General features: G+C 66.8%; 19 protein-coding genes and 1 tRNA gene. 13 read left to right on the forward strand and 7 right to left on the reverse strand.

Annotated features, from left to right (window positions below; translation table 11 throughout):
• Nucleotides 1-30: 30 nt before the first annotated feature.
• On the reverse strand, nucleotides 31-1,170 hold the full coding sequence (locus OJF58_RS23945; protein ID WP_300780384.1) for an alanine racemase: 1,140 nt from the start codon (nucleotides 1,168-1,170) through the stop codon (nucleotides 31-33).
• A 45-nt stretch (nucleotides 1,171-1,215) separates the two neighbouring features.
• On the opposite strand from OJF58_RS23945, the gene OJF58_RS23950 reads away from it, so the two are divergent.
• On the forward strand, nucleotides 1,216-1,758 hold the full coding sequence (locus OJF58_RS23950) for a CYTH domain-containing protein (protein ID WP_300780385.1): 543 nt from the start codon (nucleotides 1,216-1,218) through the stop codon (nucleotides 1,756-1,758).
• Between the two features lie 9 nt (nucleotides 1,759-1,767).
• Here the strand turns inward: OJF58_RS23950 and OJF58_RS23955 are convergent, their stop codons facing one another.
• The 3 genes from OJF58_RS23955 to OJF58_RS23965 form a co-directional block, all read right to left on the reverse strand.
• Nucleotides 1,768-3,393 carry a thiamine pyrophosphate-dependent enzyme gene (locus OJF58_RS23955; RefSeq protein WP_300780386.1) on the reverse strand — a complete coding sequence of 542 codons (1,626 nt, stop codon included), beginning with the start codon at nucleotides 3,391-3,393 and terminating at the stop codon, nucleotides 1,768-1,770.
• 90 nt (nucleotides 3,394-3,483) lie between these two features.
• Nucleotides 3,484-5,205, reverse strand: a complete 1,722-nt coding sequence (locus OJF58_RS23960; RefSeq protein ID WP_300780387.1) for a solute carrier family 23 protein — start codon at nucleotides 5,203-5,205, stop codon at nucleotides 3,484-3,486.
• Nucleotides 5,206-5,263: 58 nt separating this feature from the next.
• Nucleotides 5,264-6,472, reverse strand: a complete 1,209-nt coding sequence (locus tag OJF58_RS23965; RefSeq protein ID WP_300780388.1) for a tellurite resistance/C4-dicarboxylate transporter family protein — start codon at nucleotides 6,470-6,472, stop codon at nucleotides 5,264-5,266.
• Between the two features lie 507 nt (nucleotides 6,473-6,979).
• Between OJF58_RS23965 and OJF58_RS23970 the strand changes: the two genes are divergently transcribed.
• Complete coding sequence (locus tag OJF58_RS23970; protein WP_300780389.1) at nucleotides 6,980-8,629, forward strand: hypothetical protein; 1,650 nt, start codon at nucleotides 6,980-6,982, stop codon at nucleotides 8,627-8,629.
• 102 nt (nucleotides 8,630-8,731) lie between these two features.
• Nucleotides 8,732-8,821: transfer RNA gene (locus tag OJF58_RS23975), tRNA-Ser, on the forward strand.
• A gap of 189 nt (nucleotides 8,822-9,010) precedes the next feature.
• Here the strand turns inward: OJF58_RS23975 and OJF58_RS23980 are convergent.
• From OJF58_RS23980 to OJF58_RS23990, 3 genes are all read right to left on the reverse strand, one after another.
• The gene (locus OJF58_RS23980; RefSeq protein WP_300780390.1) at nucleotides 9,011-9,985 is read right to left on the reverse strand and encodes a helix-turn-helix domain-containing protein; all 975 of its coding nucleotides are present in this window, start codon (nucleotides 9,983-9,985) and stop codon (nucleotides 9,011-9,013) included.
• 377 nt (nucleotides 9,986-10,362) lie between these two features.
• Nucleotides 10,363-10,605, reverse strand: a complete 243-nt coding sequence (locus OJF58_RS23985) for a hypothetical protein (RefSeq protein WP_300780391.1) — start codon at nucleotides 10,603-10,605, stop codon at nucleotides 10,363-10,365.
• A gap of 251 nt (nucleotides 10,606-10,856) precedes the next feature.
• Nucleotides 10,857-11,870 (reverse strand): AraC family transcriptional regulator, encoded by a 1,014-nt coding sequence (locus tag OJF58_RS23990; protein WP_300780392.1) that lies wholly within the window; start codon nucleotides 11,868-11,870, stop codon nucleotides 10,857-10,859.
• A 208-nt stretch (nucleotides 11,871-12,078) separates the two neighbouring features.
• Here OJF58_RS23990 and OJF58_RS23995 point away from each other — a divergent pair, with 208 nt between their 5' ends.
• From OJF58_RS23995 to OJF58_RS24040, 10 genes are all read left to right on the forward strand, one after another.
• A complete protein-coding gene (locus OJF58_RS23995) occupies nucleotides 12,079-13,761 on the forward strand; it encodes an arylsulfatase (RefSeq protein ID WP_300780393.1) in 1,683 nt (560 codons plus the stop codon).
• A 169-nt stretch (nucleotides 13,762-13,930) separates the two neighbouring features.
• Nucleotides 13,931-14,818 (forward strand): lytic transglycosylase domain-containing protein, encoded by an 888-nt coding sequence (locus OJF58_RS24000; RefSeq protein WP_300780394.1) that lies wholly within the window; start codon nucleotides 13,931-13,933, stop codon nucleotides 14,816-14,818.
• Nucleotides 14,819-14,876: 58 nt separating this feature from the next.
• Nucleotides 14,877-15,908 carry a septal ring lytic transglycosylase RlpA family protein gene (locus OJF58_RS24005; RefSeq protein ID WP_300780395.1) on the forward strand — a complete coding sequence of 344 codons (1,032 nt, stop codon included), beginning with the start codon at nucleotides 14,877-14,879 and terminating at the stop codon, nucleotides 15,906-15,908.
• Nucleotides 15,892-17,184: a D-alanyl-D-alanine carboxypeptidase family protein gene (locus tag OJF58_RS24010; protein WP_300780396.1), complete on the forward strand. Its 1,293-nt coding sequence runs from the start codon at nucleotides 15,892-15,894 to the stop codon at nucleotides 17,182-17,184. Before OJF58_RS24005 ends, OJF58_RS24010 begins: the two co-directional genes overlap by 17 nt.
• Nucleotides 17,181-17,819, forward strand: a complete 639-nt coding sequence (tmk, locus tag OJF58_RS24015; RefSeq protein ID WP_300780397.1) for a dTMP kinase — start codon at nucleotides 17,181-17,183, stop codon at nucleotides 17,817-17,819. The genes OJF58_RS24010 and tmk overlap by 4 nt, the downstream gene beginning before the upstream one ends.
• Nucleotides 17,820-17,822: 3 nt before the next feature.
• Nucleotides 17,823-18,950, forward strand: coding sequence for a DNA polymerase III subunit delta' (locus OJF58_RS24020; protein ID WP_300780398.1), 1,128 nt, complete (start codon nucleotides 17,823-17,825; stop codon nucleotides 18,948-18,950).
• A 51-nt stretch (nucleotides 18,951-19,001) separates the two neighbouring features.
• Nucleotides 19,002-20,552 carry a methionine--tRNA ligase gene (gene metG / locus OJF58_RS24025; RefSeq protein WP_300780399.1) on the forward strand — a complete coding sequence of 517 codons (1,551 nt, stop codon included), beginning with the start codon at nucleotides 19,002-19,004 and terminating at the stop codon, nucleotides 20,550-20,552.
• A gap of 1 nt (nucleotide 20,553) precedes the next feature.
• A complete protein-coding gene (locus tag OJF58_RS24030) occupies nucleotides 20,554-21,342 on the forward strand; it encodes a TatD family hydrolase (protein ID WP_300780400.1) in 789 nt (262 codons plus the stop codon).
• Nucleotides 21,333-22,109 carry an MBL fold metallo-hydrolase gene (locus tag OJF58_RS24035; protein ID WP_300780401.1) on the forward strand — a complete coding sequence of 259 codons (777 nt, stop codon included), beginning with the start codon at nucleotides 21,333-21,335 and terminating at the stop codon, nucleotides 22,107-22,109. Before OJF58_RS24030 ends, OJF58_RS24035 begins: the two co-directional genes overlap by 10 nt.
• Before the next feature lie 59 nt (nucleotides 22,110-22,168).
• A complete protein-coding gene (locus OJF58_RS24040) occupies nucleotides 22,169-22,804 on the forward strand; it encodes a hypothetical protein (protein ID WP_300780402.1) in 636 nt (211 codons plus the stop codon).
• The last annotated feature ends 38 nt before the right edge of the window (nucleotides 22,805-22,842 follow it).

The following is a 22,842-nucleotide window of genomic DNA, read 5'->3' on the forward strand; positions in this document are numbered from 1 at the left end:
GAGCGCCAGCGAGGGATGACACGGCATCTTTCACCAGCCGTTGATGCGGTCGTAGGTGTCGACGACCGCCTTGCCGCCGTCGAGGTCGCTGTCGACGACGTAGTAGCGGTCGTACGCCGCCGCCGTGATGCAGGCGTGGTTGGGCCAGACGCGCAGGCGGCTGCCGACCGGCAGATTGCCATAGGGAATGGGATCCGCGGCGCCGACGAAGCCGTGCTCCTGCGAGCAGGCCACGACCGCCATGTCCTTCGCCGGCGCATCGGCGATGGTGCCGTAGCCGACCTTGGGCTGGAACTCCTGGGCGCTGATGTCCTTGGAAAGCGCCAGCGCGCCGGCATCGATCAGGAGCTGGTTGCGGTGCGGGTAGTGGCCGATCACCGAGGCCAGCACGGACAAGGCAAGGTCGTTCGGACCGCAGGAGCCGATGAACTCCTGATCGAGGTCGTTGAAGACGTAGACTCCCGGCCGCATCTCGGTGAGGCCGCCGAAGTCGCGCGAATGCACCGCGGTGGGCGTCGAGCCGGCGCTCACGATCGGGCAGGGAATGCCCGCCGCGCGCAGCGCCGCCGCCGCGCCGACCACCGCCTGCCGCTCCTGCTCGGCGACGGCGGCGATGCCCTCGGGCGTGCTCTCGTGATAGGAGTGGCCGGCATGAGTCATCACCCCGGCAAATTCGACGCCGGGTGCCTGGTGAAGGACGCGGGCGATGTCGATCAGGCCCGGCAGATCGGGCCAGGGAAGGCCGGCGCGCCCGCCGCCACTGTCGATCTCGATCAAGACCGAGAAGGTATCGCCATTCCTTGCCGCGTCGGCGATGGCGCGCGCCACCGGCAGATTGTCGGTGACGATCCGCAGGTCGATGCCTTGCCGCCGGAGCGCCGTCACGGCCGCAAACTTCGACGGCACGATGCCGACACCGTACAGGATATCCTTGAAGCCACCCTGCGCGAAGTAGCGGGCCTCGGCCAGCGTCGAGACGGTGATGCGGCCATCGTGGCCCTCGACCGCCATGCGTCCGATGGCGATCGACTTCGCCGTCTTGAGATGCGGTCGCAGCGCCACGCCCGCCCCGCGCAGCCGGTCGCTCATGCGCCGGAGGTTGCGACGCAGGACGGCGCGGTCGAGAATGAGGACGGGGGTCGGAAGATCGTCGATCGTCTGCGGTGGCATTGAACTCCTTCCTCTGCCTTGTCTTTTACGCCGGTCCCTTCGCGCATGCCCATCGAAAACGAACGCAAATTCGTCCTGCTCGATGACGACGGCCAACTCGAGGCGCAACTGGCGCAGGAGCCGGGCATCACGCGCTCCGTCCTGCGGCAGGCCTACCTCGACACGTCGGGCGTACGCATCCGCGCCATCGGGAGAGGCGAAACGATGCGGCACGTGTTCACCTACAAGCGTCCGGTCGACGGGCAGATGGTCGAGATCGAGACCGACCTGTCGGCAGTGGACTTCGACAGGCTGTGGAAGTTGCGCCGCGAGACGCTGAGCAAGGTACGGTATTCGTGGGACGACGCGCGCTTCCACTGGGACGTCGATTTCTTCAAGGCCGCGGAGGGAAAGACCTATTTCGCCCTGGCCGAGGTCGAGATGCCGGAGGACGAGACGGTTCCGCCGGCCGTGCCGCCGCGCCTGAAGCGACATGTGCTCGGCCTGGTACCGTTCGGCGACCCGCGCTTCACCTCCAAGCGGCTGGCCGACCAGACGCACGCCGAGCGCCTGATGGCGGAGATCCGGCGATCGGGCAAAGTCGAGTAGCGCCGCCGGTCAGGCGCGCCGCGGCTGGGCGATCAGCGCCCACGGGTCGGGCAGGGAGCCGACCGGGCAGTCGATCAGCATGGGTCCGCCCTTCGCCAGGCCGCGCGAGATCGCCGCGCCGAGCTCGGCCGCGGACTTCACGCGCTCGGCGGCGATGCCGAAGCTCTCGCCGAGCTTCACGAAATCGGGATTGTGCAGGTCGCTGGCGATCGTGCGGTTGTTGAAGGCCTGCTGCTGGATGCGCTTCACGTTGCCGTAGGCGCCGTCGCTGAACACGATCGCGACGACGCCGATGTTGTTCTGCGCCGCCGTCGACATCTCCATCGCCGTGAACAGGAAGCCGCCGTCGCCGCTGATCGAGACGACTGGCGTGTCGGGCCGCGCGACCCTGGCGCCGAGCGACGTGGCGTAGCCCCAGCCCAGCGTGCCCTGGTAGCCGGGCGACAGGAAGGTGCGTGGCTTGTAGGTCGGGTAGGCGAGGCGCGCGGCATAGCCCATCTGCGTGAGCTCGTCGACCAGGATGCCGTCCTCGGGCAGGGCCGCGCGGATCGCATCGAGATAGGCGACCTGCGGCGCCAGCACCTCGCGCACTTTCTTCACCGCGTCGCTCTTGACGGCCGCCACCTCGTCGGCGCGCCCGTTGCGCCTGGCATTGTGCTTGCCGAGTCGCTCGGCCAGCGCCTTCAGCGTGACGGCCGCATCGCCGATGATGCCGATCTCGGGCTTGCGCTGCCGATCGAGCTCCTCGCCGTCGATGTCGATGCGGATGATCTTGAGGTCCTCGCGCAGGCCCCAGGTCATCTGCTGCGGCTGCAGGCGCGTGCCGACCGCGAGCACGACATCGGCCTCGCTCCAGAAGCGGTACCCGGCGAGCGCGGTGACGGACAGACGGTGGCGGCCGTCGATCACGCCCTGTCCCATCCGACCGGTCGCGACCGGCGCCTCCAGCAACTCGGCGATCTGCAGCACATAGGGGCCTGCCTCCTGTGCGCCGCCGCCGACCACGATCAAGGGCTTCTTCGCGCCGCCCACGAGCCGGGCAGCGCGCTCGACCGCCTCCTCGTCGACCAGGCACGGATCGGCCTTGGCGGGGGAGGCCGGCAGCGCGACCGGCATCCTGCGCGCCCAGGTGTCCATTGCGCATTCGAGCGCGACGGGGCGGCGCCGGCCCGAAAGGAGTCGCCGGAAGGCCTCGTTGACGAGGCCCGGCGCTTCGCCCGGCGAGGTGATGCGGTCGGCCCATTTGGTGAGGCCGCGCATGATCGAAAGCTGGTCGGGCAGCTCGTGCAGCAGGCCGACATGGCGGCCGATCATCGACTGCTGGATCTGGCCCGTCAGTGCCAGCACCGGCGCGTTGACGGCATAGGCGGTCGAGAGCGCCGCCGTGGTGTTGAGGAAACCCGGGCCCGGCACGACGACATAGGCAGAGGGCTTGCCCGTGGCCATCGCGTACCCCAGCGCCATGTAGGCGCAAGCCTGCTCGTGGCGCGCGTGGATCGGCCGGATCGCGTTGGTCCGGTCATAGAGCGCGTCGAAGAACGGGTCGTTCTGGACGCCGGGAAGACAGAACAGCGTGTCGATGCCGTTGAGCTCGAGCATCGAGACCACGGCCTGGGCGGTCGAAAGAACCTTCATCGCGATACCTGGTCGTTGGAACGCGCCATGATGCTTGCCATCGGATCGGGTTGGCGCAAACGGAAATTGCTAGGGGCAGCCATTAGCGCTTCACGCCGCGTACCACAGGCGGATGGTCACGCGACCCTCGTGCTGCGCCACCCGTTTGCGATCGGCCGCGATGCTGTGCAGGAAGTGGAGCAACCCGAAGTGAACGGCCGCTTCCTCGTCGTCGAGCTGTTCGCGTCGGAGCTCGGCCGTCGGGTGTCCGGCCGGAAGATCGACGGCCGATTTTCCAACGTAGCTCAGATCGAGCCTCAGATCGACGCCGTTGAACATGACGGCGAGCAGACCGTCGCGCGCGCCCCGCTCGCTGGTCCGAAGATGGTCGAAGACCTGCCCGACATGTTTGATGGCCCGCGTGGCGACATCGGCGTCGACCTTCCATGTCCGCACCTGTCGGTCCAGGAAATCGAGCGCCGCGGTCATCGACTCGTCGGCGACCGACCAGCGCGTCGACCCGGTCTGGCGTGTGCCGATCAGGAAGACGAGATGAAGCAGGATCGCCGCGCCCAGGCCGACCGCCAGCGAGTTGCGAGTGAGGCTCTCCATGAAGGGCGACAGCTCGGCGAAATAGTGCGGGAAGATGTTCCGGCCGAGCGCCAGCAGGGTAGCGATGCCGATTACGTAGGTGGCGCGCGTCTGCACGGGCCGCGACAGCATGGTCCCCATGCCCGACGCGATCATCAGGGAGGCGCTGAACACCAGGATGCTGCCGGCCACCTCGGACGGGATGGTCAGGAACGACGCGGCGGCTTTGGGTGAAAAGGCGATCGCGACCAGGACAACAGCGGCGGCAAAGCCGATCGCGCGGCTGGTCGCGCCGGTCGCGCTCGACAGGCCGACGAGGCTCGGCGAGATGTTCATGCCGGGCGCCCCGAGCACGCCGCCGATCAGGCAGCCCAGCCCGTCGGCGAAGATGCCTTTGCGGATGTTGCCCATGTCCGGCCGACGCCAGTCGGCGTCGTTGATGCGCTGGCAGGTCGTGACCACGGCGACGGTGCGCACCGCCGCGGCGATGCCGGCGGCGAGGAAGGCGGGGACGAGCGTGGGGTCGAAGCGGTAGGAGATCACGTCCGGCCAGGGCAGCGCGGTCCAGCCCGCGGACCGTACGACAGCGACCGTCTCGGGCGTGATCAGGCCGATGAGCGCGGCAGCGACGAGGCCGACGACGAGCCCGATCAGGGAGCAGAGCAGCTTGGCCGAGCCACGACCCCAGATGCTGAGGGCGATAGCCGCTCCCAGCGTCAGGACGGAAACGCCCACATGGAGGTGGAAGCTCGGCAGGTCCTCGTGCCGGACATCGAGCAGCTCGCCGATGCCGACGACGCCGAGCTGGAGCCCGACGAGGAAGACCGTCAGGCCGCTGATGACATGCGTGAAGACGAGCCGCAGGCGGTGGACGACGAGGCCGATGGCGATCTCGACCAGGCCGGCAAAGACGGTCATGCCGAAGACCAGCGGCAGGCCGCCTCTCTCGGCCGCCAGGATCGAAGGCGCGAGGTAGATCGCCGAATAGACGGGCGGCGCGAGAAAGCCCGAGCCGAGCGGGCCGCGCGGCAGGCCCTGCAGGGCGGTCCCGATCGCCGCCGCGATCAGGGCCATGCCGATCGCCGCGACCCGCGTCTCCTGGGACACATGGGCATGGCGCAGGACGATCACGACCAGAACGAGGTAGATCGCGATCATCACCGCGTATTGCACGCCAAGCATCAGCAGCCGCAGCGGGGGCGGCGTCTCGTCGACGCCGTAGGTGAGGTGTGCCGGCTGCATCAGGGATTGGCGATCCTCGCTCAGGCCGGGCTTTTCCTGAACGAAGCCCGCTCAGCGGTCAACCCGGGGAAGGCCGCCGCGGGTGCAGCAGCCGCACGCACATGCCGATGAAGGTCAGGACCCAGGCGAACAGGGCCGCCCAGAACAGCGCCTGCGAGATCGGCTCGAGGAACGGCAGGTGGGCGACGCGCGCGTATTCGTGCGTGGCGGCGGCATACATGCCGAGCGGGAACACGGCCGACCACAGGCCCGGATCATAGCCGTGCGGCCCACGCTGCATCTCCTTCCAGACGAACAGGATCACCAGCAGCGGGATCCAGAAGGTGCTGGTCACCCACAGGAGCACGGTGAAGGGCGGCACGAAGCGCAGCAGCGGCGCCGAGGCGGCGTCGGTGCCGGTGAGCGCCATCAGTTGCGCGCCGGCCAGCGTGGCGATGGCGACGGCACCCATGTTGATCCACCACGGCGCGCCCATCTCCGCCGGATGCATGGGCCGGAAGATCCAGCGGAAGAAGATCAGGGCCGAGAGCAGCACGTAGAGCATCGAGCCCAGCAGATAGAAGGCGAGGGAGGCGAAGACCAGCGGCGGCGCGACGCCGCTCCGCTCGGCGAGGAGGGAGCTCAGCAGCGACAGCGATTCGGTCGCCACCACCAGCAGGAGCCAGGCGCCGTTCAGGCCGTGCTCCAGGTCGGGCTTGGCGATGCGGACCGTGACCGCGCTCAGGAAGCCGTAGACCAGCGCCGCCCACAGCGCGACGCTCGACCAGAACAGGAGCGGCAGCAGGCCGGCCAGCATATGGAAGGCGCCGAACTGGCTACCCAGCACGCCGTTGGCCGCGACGATGGTGAGGAAGGTCGGCCCGCGCTCGTGGCTGGCGAAGTCCGCCATCACGGCCTGGGGAAAAAGGGCGAGCCGCGCCAGCAAAATGGCCCACAGCACGGGGTAGGCCGCGAGCGCGATGGCGAACAGCGGCCACGACAGCGCCTCGTAGTGCAGCAGGCGCGCGGCCACGGCAACGATCCCGGTCCCCATCACCAGGGCGAAGTAGCCGGGAAAGAAGTCTCTCAGCCATGCAGGGCCGGCTTCGGCCGTCGATCCGAGTGCCATCGTTCGATCCCACGGCAGGCGTCGAACACAGGCGTCGGGCGCGCAACAGAGCCGCCAGGCGTCGTGGACGAAGGGCAGTCTACCGCCGCGTGCCTCGGCCTTCCACGGCGCGTTCAGGCGCAGGCGGCGAAGATCGCCGACGACGGCAAAGACCGCCACCGCTCCGACGCTTGGCGGTCTTTGGCGAGAGGCCGCCAAGAAATGCCCATGCCATCGATACTTTATCGAAGGCCGCCACGAGTCGAAAAGTTGGCGGTCTTTGGAGAGGGTGTCGGCCTTTGGGGGACATGTCAGCCGACGCCCACTTTCCTGCCAGTGGGCTCCGCAAAACACCCTCGATCTCTACAGGGCTGATGCGGTCGCTCCCCATGCCGAAGACCGCCAAATTCCGAAACCTTGGCGGCCTTTGAAAAAGTATCGAGAAAATAAGTACTTTTTGCCAGTCCATCGACAAAGACCGCCAACATCGAACGGTTGGCGGCCTTTGCCGGACTCGATCCGGGTCGACCTAGCGACCGATCGCCGGCGCCGGGCGATCAGCGACTGCCCTTGGCAATGCGACTTCGCTCCAAGGCAAGCGGCGGGTGGACAGTCACAGCTCAGTCACCCGATGGTCCGACAACGGTCACAGGCCAATGAGTCCTGGCGGCTCGCATATTGCGCGCCATGAACCGTGTACTTGGCACGGCCCGGACGATCAGGAGTCGATTCGCCGATCCGGCGGCGTCCCTCGTTTTGCCGCTGGCTGCCGCCGCGATCGTGGGCGTCAGCCTGGTGTATATGCTCGTTCGGCCGCAATGGGGCGACCAGACGTGGCTGCTCTTCCTGGCGCGCCGGTCGCTCGACACCAGTCATATGCAGTTCGGCGATCTCGTCGAGGCCAATCCGCCCTTGATCATCTGGCTGTCCGAGATTCCGGTCAGGCTTTCGCAGATTCTTGCGATCTCCTCGACGGCCGCACTGCAACTCGTGATGGCGCTCACCGTCGCCTGCTCTGTCGCGTGGACGGTTTCGCTGGTGGGCAGAGGCGAGGCGTTCGCGGGAAGAATCTTTTCCGCCTGGTTCGCGCTCGCCCTGCTGGTCGCGACGGTGATCCGCCCCTGGCCCCACTACGCGCAGCGCGAGCATATTCTGCTCCTCCTGCTGCTGCCCTACCTGGTCCTGACGGCGCGCCGGATCGACGGGTTGAAAATAACGGTGGGCGAGGCATTCCTGGCCGGGATGGTCGGTGCGGCCGGCATCCTGCTGAAGCCGCACCACGCCCTCATCATCGGCGCGGTCGAATTGTTCGTCCTGATGAGAGCGCGAAATGTCCGGGCCCTTTTCCGGCCGGAAAGCGTGGCCATGGCCGCAACGGCCATCGCCTACGCCGGTGCGATCTTCCTGTGGGCGCCCGACTACCTGCGGAAGGTTCTGCCGCTGGCGATGCACACCTACTATGCTTATCACCGCGTCGAGCTCTGGACGATGCTGCCGCCGGTGCGCGCGCTGAAGCTCGCGATTCTGCTTCTGGCGTGGGCTCTGGTCTATCGCCGGCTCGCCCATCGAACGCTTTCGGCCGTCTTGGCTCTCGCTGCGCTTGGCGCGACCGCAGGCTATCTCGCGCAGATGAAGGGCCACGACTATCAATACGCACCGGCCATGGCCTTCTTCGATCTGTTGCTTGGGGTGATCGCAATCGACGTCTGGCTGAGATGGTCCCCGGAGCGCGCCTGGCTGCCGAACTGGAGGCTTGCGGCGGCCGTATCGAGTCTGACCTGCATCGTTGCGATTTCCGTTTCCTATCCATTGCAACGCGCTCGCGCCGCGCACCCCTATGTCGATGCCAGGATCGAGGCCCAACGAGCATTGAGCCGCCATATTCCGCGCGGCTCGACGGTGGTCGTCCTGTCGACATCCACGGAATCGTTCTTCGAGGAAGTGCTGGATCGCGGCTGGGAGTGGGGGTCGCGCTTCGACTGTCTCTGGATGATCCCAGCCCTTGTCGATGCCGAGCGCTCCGCAGCTCGCGACGGTGCGACGGAACCAGCGGCCCTGCGGGACGCCGCCGCGACGACCCGCAGCGCCGTGACCGCCGACCTGAAACGATGGCGGCCCAATCCCGTGCTCGTCGATCGCTGTCAGGACAGCACGATCGCGCCTTGCATGGGATCGGGAACGATGCGTCTCGATCTGCTGCAATGGCTGCAGCAGGATCCCGGCTTCGCGTCGGCATGGAAGGACTATGTCCGGCAGGGCGAGGTCGGACCCTACGACCTCTGGTGTCGCGAAGGGGAGACCGCGGTCTGCCGCGAGATCCTGGCTCACTCGCGCTGAGTCGCATCTGGAGCTACGGCCAGATGGTGATCGCCGCGACCGGCGCGGCGCTTTCGAAACCTGCTGTACCGCCGCGGCCCGACGAAGTATCAAGCCGCACCTGGATGGGTGGCCGAGCGGTTTAAGGCACCGGTCTTGAAAACCGGCGTGGGTTCACGCCCACCGTGGGTTCGAATCCCACCCCATCCGCCAGCTTCCCCTCTTCGCCAATCGCCAAATACACATAGGCAGCCGTTGCTTGCTCGCGGCCGAAAGCAAGGGGGGAGGGCGACAGGCGCACTGATCCATCCGGGACGGGACAGCGCCGGGCAACGCGATTTCGGGATGGTTGCCCGGCTGCCGCGGGTCGCGGACGTCGCGTATCACCTCGACTTCGTTGGCCTAGTGAAATGCCTTTCGACTGCCGGCTTCGGCTGGTCTCCGAAGCGATGCCGAGGGTGACTCCCCGAACAGTGCGCGGTACTCGACCGAGAATCGTCCGAGTTCCCAGAATCCATACTCGGTGGCCGCCGACGTCACGCTCGCTGTCGCCGGATCGGCACGCAGCAGGGACCGGCGCGCGAGGTGCATGCGCCGGAGCCAGAGATACCGGATCGGTCCCATGCCAAAATGTTCCTGGCAGCAGGACCGGAGCGTACGCTCGGAGACGCCGATGGCGGCGCACACTTCGATCAGATGCACCGGCGCGTTGCGCCTGGCCATCAGGAAATCCTCGAAACGGGCAATCACCTTCGCATGTTGCCGACTGTGACGCTCCGCTTCTCTTGCCGCATGGCCGGTCAGGCAGGCAATCATCGCGTGCACCAATTCCTGCTCCAGCGCGCAGGCCACGCCTGGATTTGCGAACATGCCGGGCGCCGTCTCGGCGAGATGCGTGGCTGTCTCGTGCAGATCAATCAGGCGCGCCATCGTGCGATCGGGTGGTCTGACGACAGCCGTATCCGGAGGCACCGTGATGTCGCGTCCGGTGATGGCGCAGCCGGCCTCCGCCAGATCCTCGGGCGTGAGCGACATCGAAGCGTTGCGGGACGCTCCGGTGGTGCGCAAGTGACCGGTCGCGTTTCGACCCCAAAAGACGATCTCGTCGGAATGCAGCTCGGTGCTGCCAAGATGAACGGGACCCGGGTTCCTATGGCCGAGGAACATGATCGGCGCCCGTTGGGGCGTGATGGCCGCACGCATGATTCGTGGAAGACTATCCGCGCTCTTCTGCATCAACAGCCGTCCGAGGTCGACCTGCACCATGTCGGCGCAGAAGCGGCCTTTGGCAGTGACAAGCAGCGTGACGTCGACCGCGCGGAACGCCGCTTGGAACGCGTAAGGATCGGCAAACTTCAGAATGCGGCTCTGCGCCATCCCCAGTGCCCCCAAGTACTGGAAACCCGACACATGGGGATGCCCACAACCATGCGTCGTACGAGCAGCGTCATTTTGGGTTGCACATCTGGCCGCCGCAAGCAGAGCCGATCGATCTTCAGCGGTATCACGAACATTTCATCCGCGACTTTGCCGCTTCCCCATGGACACGGCACACAATGCGCCACAGGGACTCGGGATCTGCCGACGTCTGTGCCCGCTATTGCAGCGCGCGGTGCTCGCCAGAAGAACCGACGGCAGCGGGCACAGATAGGCTATGGAGCCGCGTGCGGCGGCGCTCGACAGCGGCGTCGACCTGTCGCCGTCGTGCGAGCACCAGCCGCCCTGAGGCCTGCAATCTCGGTGCCGCCGTCCGCCTACGTGCGCTTGGGCAGCGTGACCTTGTTGTCCTTCAGCGCCTTTTCCAGCACGGGGATCGCACCAGCCGGACTGCTGCCGCACTTCGACATCGCGTCGGGGACGGTGACATCGGGCGTCGCCGTGGAAGGAATGGTTTCCCGATAGAGCTTGCTCAATGCATTGCAATAGTCGGTGTCGCTCATTTGGGCGAAGGCGGTCAGCGGCAGGGCCACCGACGCGCAGATGATGATTGCCGCCAAACTTCTCATGACATCCTCCTCGAGATGGTTGGACTCGATACAACGCAACAGAAGCCGGTCTCCGGAAGCGGAAGCTCACGCCGATGGTCGGCGAGATCGATGAAGCCGTGGAGGGCGACGTTTGAACCGCCACGGCTCGGGGTCTGCCAGCGTCTCGGTGCGTTGCGCCACGACGGCCGGTGCGGGATTGTCGGCCGCCGGCGCAAGCATCTGCATCTCGCAGGGACGATGGACGGACTGCTCGGACTGCACTATGCAGAATCGGCAAAGTTGCACCGAGGCGGCCCACCTGCCTTCGAACGACGGAGGGTGATCGAGGGCGCTTCGCCGAACAGGGTGCGGTACGCCGCGGCAAAACGGCCAGGCTCCGAAAAGCCGTGGCTTCTGGCAATCGCCGCGATGCTCGCCGTCGCAGGATCGCTGCGCATGAGCGCCGACCGCACGAGGTTCAGACGCCTGAGCCGGGCATAGTGAACGGGGCTGCTCCCGACGAATTCAGTGCAGCACATGCGCAATGTACGCTCCGGAGCGCCGACCGCCGAACAAAGCTCGGCCGTCGAGAGCTGTCGCGAGGCTTGCAGCGCGAGCACCCGTTCGAGCCGGACCATGATCGCGGCGTGGCGCTGCCGTGTCGCGGCGGAGTTCCGCGACTCACCGAGCGCGAGAACGCTTACGAGTGCGTGGATCAGATCATGCTCGAGCGAGCGCGCGATCTCGCGACGCGCCATCAGATCGGGTCTCGAGCGAACACGATCACAGGCCTGCGTATGCAGGCGAAGAAGGTCGCCGGCCACGGTCGATGACGGACGCAGGAATTTCGCGGCCCTGGGCGGCGTCAGGTCATCCCCGATCAACGTTTGCCCGCAGGCGCGAAGGTGCTCGGGAGCAAGCGCGATCAGGCCCCAGCGCGTCGTTCCGAAGGTCAGCTGGTGAAAGGGCTCGCCACGGCCGTGCAGCACGATCTCGCCTCGGCTCAGGCGTACGCCGTTCCAAACCGGTTGCGGGTCGCTGTGCAAGGGAAAGGAGACGTATACGGAAGCCGGCGCGGGGGCGACGAAGGCGACGCGCGGCGCATTCTCGACGACACGAACGAGCCAGAGCCGGTCGGTCCTCAGCCACGTCACGTCCGACCTGAAAGTATCGCGTCCCGTCATGACCAGGCGGACATCCAGCCCGGGCAGGTTCAAGCGATAGTCGTCAGGGTCTGCAAAGGTGTTGGTGCCACACCCAATCATCGGAGCTTTGTCGCGCAAGCCGCTCGGCATGTTGGAACGTCTTCGGAAAAAAAACCTGCTCGGGATGGGAGTATGGTGGCCGAGCCGGAACCGGCTATGCAGAATCGGAAGGCAGCGGCCCGGATCTCCAAATTCGCCGATTTTGCATAGAGCAGCGTCGAGTTTGCCGACAGGCTCGACGCCGCGCGACGTTGGACCCTTGCGGCCAACTTCGTTTGCTCACCTCGGGAGCGAACCCATGAGCACGATCAGGAACCTATTGCTCGCGGCGTCGGTCGTTGTGACGGCGGCGAGCACACCGGCGCTGGCCCAGCAGCAGCAACGACGGCCGAACATACTTGTCATCATGGGAGACGATGTCGGCTGGTTCAACATCGGTGCCTACCATCGCGGCATCATGTCGGGCAAGACGCCGAATCTCGACAAGCTGGCATCGCAAGGCATGCTGTTCACGGACTACTATGCCGAAGCAAGCTGCACGGCAGGGCGGGCGAACTTCATCACCGGCGAGATCCCGCTCCGCACGGGGTTGACGACCGTCGGCCAGGCCGGTGCCGACGTCGGCATCCCGGCGGAGGCGGCGACGCTCGCTTCCGCGCTCAAGGCACAGGGCTATGCCACCGGGCAGTTCGGCAAGAACCACCTGGGCGACCTGAACAAGTATCTTCCGACCGTGCACGGCTTCGACGAGTTCTTCGGGTATCTGTATCACCTCGACGCGATGTCCGATCCGTACTGGTTCTCGTTCCCGATCGACCAGGACTATTACAACAAGTACGGTCCGCGCAGCCTGGTCCACAGCTATGCGACCGACACCGACGATGCGACCGAAATGCCGCGCTGGGGCAAGGTCGGCAAGCAGAGGATCGTCGATGAAGGTCCGCTGCCGCCGTTCCCCGACATGTCGAACGTGCCGAACATGCACGACCTGCCGTTCCTGAAGGCCAAGTACGACATGACGACCTTCGACGAGGTGCTGGTCAAGGCGTCGAGCGACTTCATGGACAAGGCCAAGAAGGACGGCAAGCCGTTCTTCGTCTGGCACAACACCACGCGCATGCATGTCTGGACGTTCCTCTCGAAGAAATACGGCTCGATGCAGAACAGCCAGACGAACTACGGCCTCGAGGAAGCCGGCATGGCGCAGCTCGATGACAGCGTCGGCGCTCTGCTCAAGCACCTCGACGATATCGGCGAGACCGACAACACCATCGTCATCTTCACCACGGACAATGGCGCCGAGGTGTTCACCTGGCCGGATGGCGGCATGACCCCGTTCAAGAACACCAAGGGGACGGTCGGCGAGGGCGGGTTCCGCGTGCCGTGCATCGTCCGCTGGCCCGGCCAGATCAAGCCGGGGACCGTCGAAAACGGAATCGTTTCCGGCCTCGACTGGTTCCCCACCTTGGTGGCGGCGGCCGGCAACTCCAGCATCACCGAGCAACTGTTGAAGGGCGTGAAGCTCGGCGACCGGACCTACAAGAACCATCTCGACGGGTACAACCAGATGGACCTGCTCACCGGCAAAGGCCCGTCCAAGCGCCACGAGATATTCTACTTCGGCGGCCCACAGCTCGGCGCGGTTCGCATAGACGACTTCAAGTTCACCTTCTATGCGCAGCCCTACGGCTGGCCGGGTGAAAAGACGACGACGGACATGCCCGTGATGGTCAACATTCGGCAGGATCCCTTCGAGCGCACGCCGAATATTCGCGGCGAGTCGCCCAACACTGGCTCCTTCGGCTACGGCAACGACTTCTATGCGCGTGAGTTCTGGCGCTTTGTCCTGGTCCAGCAGTTTGTCGCGAAGCTGGCGCTGACGGCCGTGGACTATCCGCCGATGCAGGATCCGGCCTCCTTCAACCTCGATGCGGTGAAGAAGAAGATCGAGGAGATGGTCAAGCACCACGAAGGTCAGTGAGCAGCGGCCGACGGACGGCATCCGTCCACAGCAAATCCGGGCGGTCGGCGCGCCTGCCCGGAACGGCCGGCGCACAGAGCATGCTGATGCCTCTGGCGCGACGTGACATCTTGCAGTAATTACAGAGGCATAAATAACCTCCTTCGCTCGAAATCGGAGGATCGTCGACATGTTCCCCCTTCGTGTCGGCCGGCGGTTCGTTTGCACGGGCCTGATGCTCGCTCCCGCGACAGCGCGGGCCCAGCCGAACGACGCCCGCTTCACGGCATGGCTGCAGGGCGTGCGCGCGGAGGCCGTGCGCTCCGGCGTGGACGGCGCGACCGCCGATGCCGCGCTGGGCTCGGTGCAGCAAATCCCGAAGGTGCTCGAGCTCGCGCACAACCAGCCCGAGTTCAAGATGACCTTCGAGCGCTATCTCGAGCTCGTCGTCTCGCCCGAGCGGGTGAGCCGCGGCCGCGTCCTGCTCAAGGAGAACCGCGCGCTGGTCGAACGCATCGCCGGGCCTGCCGGCATCCCGCCGTCGCTGGTCGTCGCGCTGTGGGGCATCGAGAGCAAGTACGGCGAACGGCTGGGCGATTTCGAGGTCGTGCCGGCGCTCGCGACGCTCGCCTTCAACGGCTTTCGCGCCTCGTTCTTCCGCGCCCAGCTCATCGCCGCGCTCAAGATCGTCTCGCAGGGCCATATCGGCCTGCACCAGATGAAGGGGTCGTGGGCCGGCGCCATGGGTCAGTGCCAGTTCATCCCGACAACCTTTCTGCTCTACGCAGCGGACGGCGACGGCGACGGTCGCTACGACATCTGGACGAGCAAGGCCGACGTCTTCGCCTCGACCGTCAACTACCTGCATCGCGCCGGCTGGCGGCCCGGTCTCGCCTGGGGCCAGGAGGTCGAGGGTTCGGCCGTCGCCGCCAAAGGCGAACGGATCGTCCGGCCAGCCGGGCAGGGCGGACCAGCCTATCGCACGACCCACAACTTCCGAGTCATCCTGCGCTGGAACCAGTCCGACTTCTTCGCCCTGGCGGTCGGCCTGCTCTCCGACCGGATCGCGGCAGCCTGACGGACATCGCAAGATGTTGTATGCTTTCCGTCGGATGCCGCTATCGGTTGGAACACCTTTGTTCTGGCGTACCGTCCTGCTGCGAAGCTGCGCCCTGATCGCCATCGCGGCGGTGACCGGCTGCGGCTCGCATCGCGGCGGCAGCTCGGTCGCCAGTCGCGGCATGTACAAGGTGGGCTCGCCCTACACGATCGACGGCGTGACCTACGTGCCGCGGGAAGAGTTCAACCATGTCGAGACTGGCATGGCCTCATGGTACGGACCGGGCTTCCACGGTCGCCACACCGCCAACGGCGAGGTCTATAACCAGTCGGAACGAACCGCGGCGCATCGCACGCTGCAGATGCCGAGCGTGGTCCGGGTCACGAACCTCGACAATGGCCGCTCGACCACGGTGCGCATCAACGACCGGGGACCCTATGCGCGCAATCGCATTCTCGACGTCTCGCGCGCCACCGCCGAGGAGCTGGGCATGATTCGCGCCGGTACGGCGCACATCCGCATCGACCAGCTGCCGGCGGAAAGCATGGCGGTGAAGGAGGTGGCGCTGGCAGGCGGCGGTCCGACGGAGCAGGAAGCGGCGATCGCCCGTGTCGAGTCCCGTGGCGGTGCCCAAGTGCCGGCCACGGCTGTGGCGCAAGCGCCGCCACCGGCGCCTCCGCAGGCGACGCCACCAGCGCCGCCTGCACGGCAGGTCCAGCCGCCGCCGCCGCAACCCGTGCCCCAGCAGGCCCCGCCACCACGCCCCGCCGAGCAGGTCGTGTGGGCGACGCCGCCGCCTGCCGCGCCGGCCCCCGTCGAGCCGGTGCGCGCGACCGTCGCCACCGCACCGACGATCGCCTCGCTCGCGGCACATCCGCCGGGCGGCTACTACGTGCAGGCCGGGGCGTTTTCCACAATGACCAACGCCGAGCGGCAGCGCGGCCGGATCGCAAGTTACGGAACCACCGAGATTTCCCAGGCCGTCTCCGGTGGACGGGAGGTCTTTCGCGTTCGTCTCGGTCCGTATACGACTTCCGATGCCGCCGGCATTGTCGCCGACCGGCTGAAGCGTTCGGGGTATGGTGATGCTCGTGTCGTGGCGGATTGATCGACTGCTTTCGCTCGTTGCGGTTCTCGCGATGGTCGGCGCGGCCGGCCTCGCGCCGGCGGCGCACGCCCAGCGCCAGGAGCCGGCCAAGCGCACGCAGGCGCAGAAGCCCGCGAAGCCGAAGCCGCTCACGCCCAAGCAGGCGGCCGCGGCGCAGGCGGCGAAGCTCGACGCCGCCGGGCCGTCGCAGATCGGCCCGACCACGGTCGCGCGCTACGCCTACATGATCGACATGCAGACCGGCACGGTGCTGCTGTCCAAGGACGCCGACCAGCCGATGGCGCCGTCGTCGATGGCGAAGATGATGACCACGTATCTCCTGTTCGAGGACCTCGCGGCGGGCAAGCTCAAGCCCGACACGCAATTCAAGGTCAGCGAACGCGCCTATGCCATCACCCGCGGCGTCCACTCCTCGACCATGTTCCTGGAACTGGGGGCCGAGGTGAGCGTGCTCGACCTGATCCAGGGCATCATCGTCGATTCGGGCAACGACGCCAGCGTCGCCGCCGCCGAAGGCATGGCCGGCAGCGAGGAGGCGTTCGCCGACCGCATGAACAAGAAGGCGCACGACCTCGGCATGACGGGCTCGGTGTTCAAGAATGCCTCGGGCTGGCCGGCGGAGGGACAGCATGTGACGGCGCACGATCTCGCGGTGCTGGCCGAGCGCACGATCGAGGACTTCCCGAAGCTCTATCAGCACTACGCGCAGCGCGAATTCGCCTATAACGGCATCACCCAGCCCAACCGCAACCTCGAGCTCAAGACCGTGCCCGGCGTCGACGGCCTCAAGACCGGCCACACCGAGGAGGGCGGCTACGGTCAGACGACGTCGGCGATCCGTGACGGACGGCGGCTGGTCCTGGTGCTGAACGGCATGGATTCGATTGCCGAGCGTGCGCGCGAGACGGCGCGGCTGATCGAGTGGGGCTTCCGCGAGACCAGCAACACGACGATCCTGCGCGCGGGCGATGCGCTGGCGGAGGCCCCGGTGTGGCTCGGCGTGCAGGACAAGGTGCCGCTCGTCATTCCCACCGCCGTCCAGATCACCACCACGACCGGCCAGTCGTCGGCGCAGCCGAGGGCCGTCGCCAAGTTCGACGGTCCGATCGCCGCCCCCATTGCCAAAGGGACCAGGCTCGGCACCGCCGTCATCACGATGCCGGACGGCCAAACCCGCGAGTATCCGCTGCAAGCGGGCGCCGACGTGGCGAAGCTCGGCATCGTGCGACGCCTCATGGCCACGGCGCGGCACTACCTGGTCGGCTGGCTCTCGTGACGGCGACCCCCCGAGGGCGCTTCATCACCTTGGAAGGCGGAGAGGGAGCCGGGAAGTCGACGCAGATCGCATGCCTCAGGGACTGGCTGGAGGCGCGCGGGCGTAGCGTTCTGGCGACGCGCGAGCCGGGTGGATCCGTGGGCGGCGAGATGGTGCGCCGGCTGCTGGTCGAGGGACCGGCAGATCGCTGGGACGGTACGACCGAGGCGTTGCTGCATTTTGCCGCCCGCCGCGACCATCTGCGCGCGACCGTATGGCCCGCCCTGAAACGCGGCACATGGGTGGTGAGCGACCGCTTCGCCGACTCGACGCGCGCCTACCAGGGCTATGGCCACGGTCTCGATCTCGCCATGCTCGACCGGCTCTACGAGATCGCCGTCGGCGACTTCAGGCCTGATCTCACGCTGATCCTCGACCTGCCGGTCGAGGTGGGGCTGGCGCGCGCCGGCCGTCGCCGCGGGTCGGAGACCCGCTATGAAAGCCTGCCGCGCGCCTTCCATGATCGCGTGCGCGCGGGCTTCCAGGAGATCGCCAGACGCGAGCCCGCGCGCTGCGCGGTGGTCGACTCCGATCGCGAGACCGAACGCGTGGCACGGGACATCGCCCGCATCGTGGCCGAACGACTGGGAGCCTGAGGCATGGCGCGGGGCAAGACGAGCACCGATCCGGCCGAGCTCGAGAAACTCGAATGGCCGTACGACTGGCCGCCGCCCTGGCGCAACGATCGCCTGGTCGGGCACGACGCGGCCGAGCGCGCGATGCTCGCCGCGCATCGCAGCGGCCACCTGCACCATGCCTGGCTGATCACCGGCCCGCGCGGCATCGGCAAGGCCACGCTCGCCTGGCGTTTCGCGCGCTACCTGCTGGCCGGCGGACAAGGCGGCCTGTTCGGCGCCACGTCCGACAGCCTCGACGTGGCCACGGATGCGCCGGGTCGCGCGCTGATCGATGCACGCACCCACCCCGATCTCTTCCACCTGCGCCGTACGCTCGACCCCAAGGCCGACCGCATTCGTGCCGAAATCGCCGTCGGCGACGTTCGTGCATTGGGTGAGTTCATGCACATGACGCCGGCCATGGGCGAGTGGCGCGTGGCGATCGTCGATCCCGCCGACGAGATGAACAGTGCCGCAGCCAACGCCATCCTCAAGATTCTCGAGGAACCGCCGCCCAATTCGGTCCTGCTGATCGTGGCGCACGCCCCCGGGCGGTTGCTGCCGACGATCCGCTCGCGCTGCCGCCGACTGGCGCTTTCGCCTCTGTCGGACGAGACGGTCGTGCGCCTGCTGGGCGACTACGCGCCGGCCGTCGAGCGGGAGGAGGCGGAGGCACTCGCCGACCTCGCCGACGGCAGCATCGGCCGCGCGCTCGAGCTCGCGAACGCCGGCAGCCTCGCCCTCTACAGCGAGATGGTCGAGGTGCTGACGACCTTGCCCGACCTCGACATGGCGCGCCTGCACGGCTTCGCCGAACGCTTCGCCCGCCGCGGCGAGGAGGCGAATGCCGACTGGCGCTCGCTCAACTATCTGCTCGACGGATGGCTGAAGGACCTTGCCCGGCGGGCGGCGCTGGGCGGCGAGGGGACGGCGGTCGTGCCGGCCGAGCGCGGGCTGCAGGCGCGGTTGCTCGCCGCGGCGAGCCTTGATCGCTGGATTGAGGCATGGGAAAAGATCGCCTACCTGTTGTCCCGTGCCGACGCCGTCAATCTCGATCGCAAGCAGACGGTGCTCGTCAGCTTCCTGGCTCTCCAATCGGCGATGCGCTAAGGCGCCGGATCCGGCGCTCCGGGAGGGGCGACGGTCCGGAGTTCAGTCGTCATGTCGAGTCGCACTTACTACTGCACCACGCCGATCTACTACGTGAACGACGTGCCCCATATCGGCCACGCCTACGCGACGCTGGCGTGCGACGTGATGGCTCGCTTCAAGCGCCTCGACGGTTTCGACGTGCGCTTCCTGACGGGCACCGACGAGCACGGCCAGAAGGTGGAGAAGGCAGCGGCCGCCGCCGGGATGTCGCCGCAGGCCTTCACCGACAAGGTGAGCCAGTCGTTCCGCGACCTGATCGGCGTGATGAACTACAGTCCCGACAATTTCATCCGCACGACCGAACCCCGCCACTACGCCTCGTGCCAGGCGCTGTGGGAGAAGCTCGTTGCCGCCGGCGACATCTATCTCGGCAAGTATGCCGGTTGGTACTCGGTGCGCGACGAGGCGTTCTATGCCGAGGACGAGACCCTGGTCGGTGCGGACGGGAAGCGCCGCGCCGGCCCGGTCGGCAACGAGGTCGAATGGGTCGAGGAGCCATCCTATTTCTTCAGGCTCTCGGCCTGGGGCGACCGGTTGCTGGAGTTCTACGACAGGAACCCCCGCTTCATCGCTCCCGAAAGCCGCCGTAACGAAATTCTGAGCTTCGTGAAGGGTGGTCTGCAGGACCTCTCGGTGTCGCGCACCAGCTTCTCATGGGGCGTGCCAGTGCCGGGCGATCCCAAGCACGTCATGTATGTCTGGCTGGACGCGCTCACCAACTACATCACGGAGTGCGGCTATCCGGACACCAGGAACCCGCTGTGGCGTTTCTGGCCAGCCGACCTGCACGTCGTCGGCAAGGACATCATACGCTTCCATTGCGTCTACTGGCCGGCCTTCCTGATGTCGGCGGGCATCGCACCACCCAAGCGCGTGTTCGCCTCGGGCTGGTGGACGACCGAGGGGCAGAAGATATCGAAGTCGCTCGGCAATGCCATCGATCCGGTCGCCGTGACCGGGGAGTTCGGCGTCGATCCGGTGCGCTATTTTTTGTTGCGGGAAGTGCCGTTCGGCAGTGACGGCGATTTCCAGAGGAAGGCGCTGATCGGCCGGCTGAACTCGGACCTCGCCAACGCCTACGGCAATCTCTGCCAGCGCGTGCTCTCGATCGTGGCCAAGAGCTGCGACGGCAAGGTGCCGGCCAAGGGGCCGCTGCTGTCGGCGGACAGGGCGTTGCTCGACCGCGCGCATGGCTTGCTGGCGATCGTGCGGGCGGAGCTCGACGAGCAGGCCTTCCATCGCGCGCTGGCGGCGATCTGGGAAGTGGTCGCCGACGCCAACCGCTATGTCGACGCCCAGGCGCCGTGGGTGCTGGCCAAGACCGACCCGGCGCGGCGCGACACCGTGCTGTGGGTGCTGGCCGAGACGATCCGCCGTGTGACGCTGCTGGTGCAGCCCTTCATGCCGGAGTCGACCGCGAGGATCCTCGATCAGCTCGCCGTGCCGGCGGACAGCCGCACATTTGCCGCGTTCGAGCATGAACTGCCGCCGGGAATACCCTTGCCGAAGCCGCAGGGTGTTTTCCCGCGCTTCGTCGAGGCGCCCAGGGCCGCGGACTGAGATGCTGATCGACAGCCACTGCCATCTCGATTTCCCGGAGCTGGCCAAGGACGAGCCGGGCGTGCTGGCTCGCGCGCGGACCGCGGGCGTCGCGGGCATGCTCACCATCGGCACGCGGCTCGATCAGTTCGATCGCGTGCGCGCCATCGCCGAACGGCATGGCAATGTCTGGTGCTCGGTGGGCGTCCATCCTCACGAGGCGAAGGAGGAGGGGCAGCGCTCGCCCGATCGATTGATCGAAGCGACGCACCATCCCAAGGTCGTCGGCATCGGCGAGACCGGCCTCGACTTCTACTACGACCACAGCCCGCGCGACGAGCAGGCGGCGAGCTTCCGCGCCCATATCGCGGCGGCGCGCGCGACCGGCCTGCCGCTGATCGTCCATACCCGCGACGCCGACGCGGAGACGGGTGACATCCTCGAGGAGGAATATGCCAAGGGCGCTTTCTGCGGCCTGATCCATTGCTTCAGCTCGGGGTCCGAGGTGGCGCGCCGCGCGCTGGCGCTCGGCATGTATATCTCGATCTCGGGCATCGTGACCTTCAAGGCGGCCGAGAGCCTGCGGGCGGTGGTGCGCGGGCTGCCGATCGACCGCCTGCTGGTCGAGACCGACGCGCCCTACCTCGCGCCGGTTCCCAGGCGCGGCAAGACCAATGAACCGGCCTTCGTCGCCCATACGGCCGCCAAGGTGGCGGAACTCAAGAGCGTCAGTCTCGTCGAATTGGAGGCCGCGACGACGGAGAACTTCTTCCGGCTGTTCGGCAAGGCAGAGCGGCCGGCATGCGCGTGACGATCCTGGGCTGCGGAACATCGGGCGGCGTGCCGCGCGTTGGCGGTGCCGGCGGACTGGGCGACTGGGGCGCGGCCGATCCGCACGATCCGCGCAACCGCCGCACCCGCTGCTCGATCCTGGTGCAGGACGAGGACAGGACCGTGCTCATCGATACCTCGCCGGATCTGCGCGCCCAGCTCCTCGCCGCCAAGATCGAGCGCGTCGACGCGGTGATCTGGACCCACGACCATGCCGACCAGTGCCACGGCATCGACGACCTGCGCCCCTACGTCTTCCGCCAGGGCGCGATCGAGGCCTGGGCGGACAGGCGCACGCTTGGCATCCTGCGCCGGCGATTCGGCTATTGCTTCGACGCGGAAGAGGGCGGGTTTTACAATCCGATCTACCGAGCCAACGAGATCGAAGGACCGTTCACGGCCGCCGGCCTGCCGGTTATCCCGATTCCGCTGGACCACGGCACGATCCCGTCGCTCGGTTTCCGCTTCGGCCCGGTCGTCTACGCCAACGATGTCGTGGCGCTTTCGGACAAGGCCTTCGAACTCATGCGAGGCGTGGAGGTGGTGATCGTCGACGCCATGCGTTATCGGCCGCATCCCACCCATGCCCATCTCGACCTGGCCCTCGACTGGATCGCGCGCATCGGCCCTAGGCGGGCTTTTTTGACCAATCTCCACATCGACATGGACTATGCTGAGCTCGACCGGCGCACGCCGGCCCACGTGTCCCCCTGCCATGATGGTTTGGTAATAAATTCAGTATCTTAATGTCATATCTTGAAGTTATTCGTAGGCGCAAACAAAAGGAGTCCGGCCGCCGGATCCTCTTGGCTGTTGCGCTTGCGCTCTGCTGGGCCGGCTCGGCACATGCCCAAAGCGAGCTGGATGCGGGCGCGCTGACCTTCAAGGACTTCGCTGTGGCCGATCGCGGCGCCAGCTTCTACCGGCCACTCGCCGTCACTCTGGAAGGTACCGCCACGACATCCGCCAACGTACTGCAAATTGACAATGCCAACGGCCTTGCACGCCTCCATTTCAAGGCCGTCAAGATGGACGCTGCGGTGCCCCTGGGCTGGCAGGCGATCGACGACCGGGAGCGCGGCATGGCCTATAGCGAGGACCAGAGCTACCGGCTGATCCTCTGGCGCGTCGACTTTGCGTTCGAGGGCGTGAGCAATGCCGAGCACTACGCGATGGCCAAGGTCGGCACGATCGAAGCGCGGCGGCCGCCGACCAAGGCCCAGGCGCGCAAGCTCGGCGATGGCACGTACCTCATCGTCTACGAGAACGTGCCGCCGAGCCGGGGTGACCACGAGTCCCGCACGGTTTTCGACCTGATCATGCCGAACCCGGCAAACCCCAAGGAGGGCGCGTTGATGACCTTGGGCATGCCGGCGAGCCAAGGGCTACGCGGGCTCAAGCTGCTGGCACTTCTAAAGCAAAATATCCATATTTCCTGGTAATAGACTTAGATAATAAGATAAATAATATTTGTCATAAT

It is taken from the genome of Enhydrobacter sp. (genome assembly GCF_030246845.1).
In the GTDB taxonomy this organism is placed as follows: domain Bacteria; phylum Pseudomonadota; class Alphaproteobacteria; order Reyranellales; family Reyranellaceae; genus Reyranella.

Coding starts and splice junctions, on each gene's coding strand:
- OJF58_RS23945 (WP_300780384.1), bottom strand. CDS start 1,170: ATGCCACCGCAGACGATCGACGATCTTCCGACCCCCGTCCTCATTCTC.
- OJF58_RS23950 (WP_300780385.1), top strand. CDS start 1,216: ATGCCCATCGAAAACGAACGCAAATTCGTCCTGCTCGATGACGACGGC.
- OJF58_RS23955 (WP_300780386.1), bottom strand. CDS start 3,393: ATGAAGGTTCTTTCGACCGCCCAGGCCGTGGTCTCGATGCTCGAGCTC.
- OJF58_RS23960 (WP_300780387.1), bottom strand. CDS start 5,205: ATGCAGCCGGCACACCTCACCTACGGCGTCGACGAGACGCCGCCCCCG.
- OJF58_RS23970 (WP_300780389.1), top strand. CDS start 6,980: ATGAACCGTGTACTTGGCACGGCCCGGACGATCAGGAGTCGATTCGCC.
- OJF58_RS23980 (WP_300780390.1), bottom strand. CDS start 9,985: ATGGCGCAGAGCCGCATTCTGAAGTTTGCCGATCCTTACGCGTTCCAA.
- OJF58_RS23990 (WP_300780392.1), bottom strand. CDS start 11,870: ATGCCGAGCGGCTTGCGCGACAAAGCTCCGATGATTGGGTGTGGCACC.
- OJF58_RS23995 (WP_300780393.1), top strand. CDS start 12,079: ATGAGCACGATCAGGAACCTATTGCTCGCGGCGTCGGTCGTTGTGACG.
- OJF58_RS24000 (WP_300780394.1), top strand. CDS start 13,931: ATGTTCCCCCTTCGTGTCGGCCGGCGGTTCGTTTGCACGGGCCTGATG.
- OJF58_RS24020 (WP_300780398.1), top strand. CDS start 17,823: ATGGCGCGGGGCAAGACGAGCACCGATCCGGCCGAGCTCGAGAAACTC.
- metG (WP_300780399.1), top strand. CDS start 19,002: ATGTCGAGTCGCACTTACTACTGCACCACGCCGATCTACTACGTGAAC.
- OJF58_RS24030 (WP_300780400.1), top strand. CDS start 20,554: ATGCTGATCGACAGCCACTGCCATCTCGATTTCCCGGAGCTGGCCAAG.
- OJF58_RS24035 (WP_300780401.1), top strand. CDS start 21,333: ATGCGCGTGACGATCCTGGGCTGCGGAACATCGGGCGGCGTGCCGCGC.